5 protein-coding genes and 1 pseudogene are annotated in these 5365 nt (G+C 46.7%); all 6 read left to right on the plus strand.

The window, feature by feature from the left end; genetic code table 11:
* Positions 1-214, plus strand: a pseudogene (locus QZV31_RS12810) (hypothetical protein); the annotation flags it as partial.
* A gap of 203 nt (positions 215-417) precedes the next feature.
* A complete protein-coding gene (locus QZV31_RS12815; RefSeq protein ID WP_295361382.1) occupies positions 418-1359 on the plus strand; it encodes an ABC transporter permease in 942 nt (313 codons plus the stop codon).
* Complete coding sequence (locus QZV31_RS12820) at positions 1356-2183, plus strand: ABC transporter permease subunit (protein WP_295361385.1); 828 nt, start codon at positions 1356-1358, stop codon at positions 2181-2183. The genes QZV31_RS12815 and QZV31_RS12820 overlap by 4 nt, the downstream gene beginning before the upstream one ends.
* Before the next feature lie 39 nt (positions 2184-2222).
* A complete protein-coding gene (locus QZV31_RS12825) occupies positions 2223-3761 on the plus strand; it encodes an ABC transporter substrate-binding protein (protein ID WP_295361387.1) in 1539 nt (512 codons plus the stop codon).
* 68 nt (positions 3762-3829) lie between these two features.
* Entirely contained in the window at positions 3830-4627 is a 798-nt protein-coding gene (locus QZV31_RS12830; protein WP_295361390.1) for an ABC transporter ATP-binding protein, read from the plus strand.
* On the plus strand, positions 4620-5336 hold the full coding sequence (locus tag QZV31_RS12835; protein WP_295361392.1) for a dipeptide/oligopeptide/nickel ABC transporter ATP-binding protein: 717 nt from the start codon (positions 4620-4622) through the stop codon (positions 5334-5336). The genes QZV31_RS12830 and QZV31_RS12835 overlap by 8 nt, the downstream gene beginning before the upstream one ends.
* Positions 5337-5365 lie beyond the last annotated feature (29 nt).

Genomic DNA, 5365 nt, shown 5'->3' on the forward strand with positions numbered 1-5365 from the left:
CATGAATCACCGGCAGGTGGAACGGTTCTGCAAATTGGATGCATCTTGCAACACGTTGATGGAAAACGCCTTCTGCAAATTGGGACTCAGCGCCCGCAGCTACGACCGGATTCTGAAAGTGGCCCGTACCATTGCGGACCTGGCCGGCAGCGACGATATCCAAGCGGCGCATATTGCAGAAGCAATCCAGCTGCGGACGCAGGTGAATCAGTAAAAGCAACTTTAACACAGTATTTTTTCTTATAGCCGTAGATTTTTCTGCGGCTTTTTTTGTATAGTTTTTTTATTGCGCAATTCTGTAAAAGGGGTTAATCTGTCAATAATGAAGATAATTTAGGTTGACTCATTTAATAGGAAATGATATTATTAAATATAAAATATTAATATTTAGGAGTCTGTGAAGGAGCGGGAAAAAAGATGTTACGGTATTTTTTTAGACGGGTTATTGCTCTTGTTCCTGTTGTTTTTATCGTATCAGTGTTTTCTTTTGCCCTTTTATATATGGCTCCATCGGATCCCATTACTATGAAATATGCAAAACGGGGAGAGATGCCGCCGGCTGAAGTCATTGCCCAGGAAAAAGCTGCATTAGGCCTGGACAAGGGCTTTGTTCAACAGTATTCGAACTGGCTTACTAAGGCACTGCGGGGCGACTGGGGCTCGTCCTACGATACAAATCAGCCGGTAGCTGAAATCATGAAGAGCAAACTTCCGAACACAGTATTGCTGACGTTTTCAGCAGTGTTGATTATGCTTGTTTTTGCTTACCCGTTGGGGATATTGGCAGCGGTCTGCCGTAACAGGTGGATTGATTACGCGATACGCCTTTTCTCTTTTTGGGGTACGGCCATGCCCACATTTTGGCTGGGACTATTATTGATGTACTGGATGGGAGTGCGATTACGCCTTTTGCCTGTAATGGGAAGCGGCGATTTTAAGCATCTGGTTTTGCCTGCAACATCGCTTGCGATTTGGATGATTGCCCTATATTGCAGACGGATCCGTTCCGGTATTGTGGCGGAGATCAATAAAGATTATGTTACCGGTTTGAAGGCCAGGGGATATTCCAATACAAGAATCTATCTTCGCCATATTATTCCAAACGCGTCCATTAGTATTCTTGTGATGCTGGGCCTGTCTATTGGCGATTTGCTTGGCGGTTCCATGGTTGTTGAGGTCATATTCGGCTGGCAGGGTATAGGAAGTGTGGCTTTGGAAGCAGTGGCCTACCGTGATTATGTGGTTCTGCAGGCGTATGTTGTTTGGATGGCTATCATTTATACATTTGTAAATCTGGCAGCCGATATGCTGGTATGCCTGATCAACCCTAAAGTCCGGTTAACAGAAAAAGCAGTATGAATATCTGGATAAAGAAAATTACAGAGAACAAAATATTCTGCCTGTTACTGACGCTTAACATCCTTTTGGTGGTGTTCTTCCTGTTTGCGCCTCAGTTCGCTCCCAATAGTCCGATTGAGATTCATGCAGATCATGCGCTCCTGGATTCATCGGGGCAATATCCCCTGGGAACGGATCAGCTTGGCCGCTGTTTTCTGTCACGGCTCTTATATGGCGGGAAGTCATCCCTGCTAATGACGATCGGTATTGTAGTTTTTATCTCTCTTGCAGGTACAACTGTGGGAATTATGGCGGCCCTGGCAGGCGGGGCTGCAGAACAGATCTTCATGCGTTTTCTTGACGTTGTTCTTGCTATTCCGTCCATGGTTCTGGTTCTTGTTATGGTCAGCATTTTCGGCAACGGCATTGTTACGACGACGATTGCCATTATGTCGGTGAGCTGGATCACCTATGCGCGGATTTCCCATTCCCTGGTGCTGGAATTCAGGGAAAGCAATTTTATAAAACAGGCGCATATGGGGGGCGTCAGATCCGTACGTATCTTATTCAAGTATGTTCTGCCCAATGTATTTCCTCATATTATCGTTGTTGCTACCCAGGACTTTGGCGATAAACTGCTGTTGCTTTCTTCCTTGTCCCTGTTAGGTCTGGGGGCGCAGCCGCCCACTCCTGAATGGGGTTATATGCTGAGTGAAGGCAAGCAGTTTATGCAGCGGGCGCCCTGGCTTTTGTTTTACCCGGGGTTTCTGATTTTTATCCATGTGATTATGTTTAATCTATTAGGCGATCGTTTACAGGATATCCTTGACCCCAAGGAGACCTGATAAAAGATAAGTTATATATTTATTAAAGGAGGAAAACAAATGAAAAAGGTTTTGCTGTGTGTGTTGTCGCTGCTTGCGGCAGTCCTCATGATTGCAGGCTGCGGCGGAGGGGACAAAAAAGAGGAAAAACCGGCTCCGGCCAAAACGGAAAAAACAGCGGCAAAGCATATGAACATTGCCCTGTTCTGGTTGGATAAAAGCCTGGAACCCGCAGAAGGCTGGAATGCCTGGAGCCTGGCCCGTGCAGGCGCTTCCGAATGCCTGACGACCATTGATGAAAATATGAAGCTGGCCCCTGTGCTGGCTGACAAATGGGAACAGGTGGATCCGGTGACCTGGAAGATTCACATCCGTAAAGGTGTTAAATTCAGCAATGGCAAGGAAATGACCCCGGAAGATGTAAAGAAGACCATTGAGCGCGCCGTAGGCAAGGACAAACGGGCGGCGGCCAACGCGAACCTGGATTCCATTAAAGTTGACGGTGAAAACATCATCTATAAGACAAAAGCCCCTTACGGCGCCCTGATGTATAACCTTTCTGAGCCGCTGTTTACCATCATCGATACTTCCAAACCGGCGGAAGAGATAGCCAAAACTCCGGTAACCACTGCTCCCTACATGGTTACGTCCTTTAAATCAGGCGAAGTGATCGAATTAAAAGCAAACCCCTATTACTGGGGTGGCAAGCCGGGACTGGATTCCATTACCGTGAAACTGATTAAAGACGATAACACCCGCGCGATGGCGCTGCAGTCCGGCGAAATTGATATTGCACAGAAACTGGACAAAGCAGGTGCCGACCTGTTCAAAGGCAAGAGTGAATTCAACACTCTGGAAGTTCCTTCCCTGCGGCTTGAATTCGCTTTCCTGAACCTAAAACACCCCTTCCTCGCGAACGCCAATGTCCGTAAAGCCATGGCTATGGCAGTGGATCGCGACGCTATGGCGAAGCTGTTCAACGGTGAACCCTGCGGCACTGTATTCCCAAAAGCTGCCGGCATAGGTTTTGATAAACTGAACAAACAGACCTTTAACCTGGAAGAAGCCAAGAAACTGCTGGCTCAGGAAGGCTTTAAGGATACTAACGGCGACGGCGTCATTGAGAAAGACGGAAAGCCTTTTGAACTGAATCTGCAGATTTTCAAGAAGACGGCAATTCCGGAAGCCCTGCAGGCCCAGCTTGCCAAAGCCGGTATCAAAATCAATATCCGCCAGATGGACGATACCCAGAAAAATCTGGAAGAGGGCAAATTTGATATGTCTCTGAACAGCTATATTACCGCTGTTACCGGTGACGGTCAGCGTATTTTGGAGCAGAACTTCTCCACCAAAGGCGCGGACAACTACGGCAAATACTCCAATCCGGAATACGATGCCGTTATTGTCAGACTGGCAGGTGAGTTTGACGCAGCCAAACGCGTCGAGCTGGAAACGGAAGCCCAGAAGATCCTGTTGCAGGATAACCCGGATCTGTTCCTGGTATCCGGTAAGACGATTATCGTAACCAAAAACAGCGTTAAGAATCTGAAAAAGTATCCTTTGGATTATTATCTGATCAGTAAGGACACTACGATGTAAAAAATGCAATCCGAAAGGCCATACTTTTAACCGGGTATGGCCTTTTTAAAAAGGCTGTCATAATACTTATGAAGAAACTGCTTGATATTACCAATCTGTCAATTTCATACGGAAACAAACCCACCGTTAAAGGTGTTTCGCTGCGCGTTGACGAAGGTGAGATTCATTGCCTGGTAGGAGGGACCGGGAGCGGAAAATCCACCATACTTCACGCAATAGCGGGGATTTCTTCCAAAGCGGTTCATATTACTGCCGGTACGATTGTGTTTGACAATACAGATCTGCTGGCGCTGGATGAAAAGAAACGGCGGCAGTTGTTAGGAAGCCGCATCGCCCTGGTTTTCCAGAATCCGGAATCCTATTTTGATTCTCTGATGACAGTTGGGGATCAGTTTGTGGAATTTTTGCAGTACAGGAATCCTGCAATGAAAAAGGAAATATGTCTGGAGGTTTCTGCCCGAGCCTTGCGGGAAATGAGGCTGGATGATCCGGAACGCCTGCTAAAACTGTATCCGTTTGAGCTGTCTGGCGGAATGTTACAGCGCAGTTCAATCGCAATGGCGATGCTGACAAAACCGAAACTGCTTCTGGCAGACGAACCGACCAGCGCGCTGGATATTGTTACACAGGCAAAAATCCTGGGCGAATTAAAAGTTTTGAATAAGAATACCGGTACAGCCATACTGATGGTGACGCACAATATGAAAGTTGCAGAAACGCTGGCTGATACTGTTAGCGTGATGTATAGCGGAAAAATTGTGGAATCAGGAGATACCCAAACGGTTTTACACCATCCTTCCAACGATTATACAAAGGAACTGATCCGATCTATGCCCACGATGGAGGAGGCGCGTCTTATTGAATGACAATATTCTTTTGGAAACACGGGAGTTACGGCAGATTTACGGTAAAGGAAGAGACCGTTTAGAGGCATTGAAAGGTGTTTCCGTAAAGGTTCATTTCGGAGAATCGATTGGCATCATCGGTCTCAGCGGATGTGGAAAAAGTACATTATTGCGTATTCTGGCCGGACTGGAAACTCCGGCTGCGGGAACGGTTCAGTTTCGTGGGCAGACATTAGATTTTGATTCCCGGAAAAGCCTGCGGGATTATCATAGAAAAGTCCAAATGGTATTTCAGAATCCCATGTCAACATTCAGCCCGTATATGACGATTCAGACTTATTTGCTGGAAAGCCTTCGCAGTTTCGGAGGACTGGAAGGGGATGGAAGAGAGCAGGCTGTTGCCCTTTTAAAACATGTTGAATTAGATGAAACATTTCTTGACAGGTTGCCGCATCAACTATCCGGTGGGCAACTGCAGCGAGTCGTCATCGCCAGGGCATTAGCATTGAATCCGGAAGTGATTTTGCTGGATGAACCGACCAGCGCTTTAGATATTCTCACGCAGCGGGCCATTTTGGAATTGCTTTCGCAAATCGCCAAAGAAAGAAACATGTCCCTTATATTTGTTGGGCATAATTCTTCTGTAGTACGTCTGCTGTCTCGACAGTTGTTTCAGTTTCCAAGGGAAGTTCTTTCACTTCCTCGCCATCAACAGGCACAGGGAAATTGAATACGATCTTCTTTATCCAGCTTCCGTCT

It is taken from the genome of uncultured Succiniclasticum sp., assembly GCF_902793885.1.
In the GTDB taxonomy this organism is placed as follows: Bacteria; Bacillota; Negativicutes; order Acidaminococcales; family Acidaminococcaceae; genus Succiniclasticum.

Bases quoted from the DNA above. Each gene is read 5' to 3' on its own strand.
- QZV31_RS12830 (WP_295361390.1), top strand. From the start codon at position 3,830: ATGAAGAAACTGCTTGATATTACCAATCTGTCAATTTCATACGGAAAC.
- QZV31_RS12815 (WP_295361382.1), top strand. From the start codon at position 418: ATGTTACGGTATTTTTTTAGACGGGTTATTGCTCTTGTTCCTGTTGTT.
- QZV31_RS12820 (WP_295361385.1), top strand. From the start codon at position 1,356: ATGAATATCTGGATAAAGAAAATTACAGAGAACAAAATATTCTGCCTG.
- QZV31_RS12825 (WP_295361387.1), top strand. From the start codon at position 2,223: ATGAAAAAGGTTTTGCTGTGTGTGTTGTCGCTGCTTGCGGCAGTCCTC.